The sequence below is a fragment of the Cupriavidus sp. WS genome, from assembly GCF_000395345.1.
Classification (GTDB): domain Bacteria; phylum Pseudomonadota; class Gammaproteobacteria; order Burkholderiales; family Burkholderiaceae; genus Cupriavidus; species Cupriavidus basilensis_B.
In genome coordinates this window covers 1-486 of record NZ_AQPL01000754.1, presented here as the reverse complement: position 1 = coordinate 486, position 486 = coordinate 1, and the positions used below count along the sequence as shown (strand labels likewise).

The 486-nt window shown below is 73.5% G+C and carries 1 protein-coding gene; it reads left to right on the top strand.

Features of this window, described 5'->3' with window-relative positions; translation table 11 throughout:
- A partial coding sequence (locus K206_RS0137030) for an integrating conjugative element protein (RefSeq protein WP_020207211.1) occupies nt 1-486 on the top strand: 486 nt, incomplete at both ends.

Here is a 486-nt window from a genome sequence, read left to right as displayed (position 1 = left end):
AAAGGCCTGCTCGTGCTGCTGGCTGGTCTGCCGCTGGCCTCGCGTGCCGGCGAGCCGCTGATCGTGGTCGAAGACCGTGGCGGCACGTCGGCGCTGCCGTACTACGAAGCCCTGAACCTTCAGCCGCGCGCCAACGCTCCGGCCCGGTCGCCCGTCCCGGCGCCTCAGATCCCTGCCACACCGGCGGACGAGGCCGCGATGCTGCCGGTGCGTAGCGCCAAGCTCACGTCCGGCACCGTCGCGCGGCGGGTGATCGAGGCGCCGGGCCTGCGTCCCTTTGTGGTCGTGGGCGACGACGAGGCTTCCCAGGCCTGGTTGCGCCGCCATGCAGCCTCATTGCGCGAGCGCGGCGCGGTCGGTCTGGTGGTCAACGTCGAGACCGTCCAGGGCCTGGAGCGGCTGCGCGCACTGGCACCCGGCGTCCCCCTCGCGCCCGTGTCCGGTGACGACTTGGCCGAGCGCTTGGGCCTGCGGCACTACCCGGCG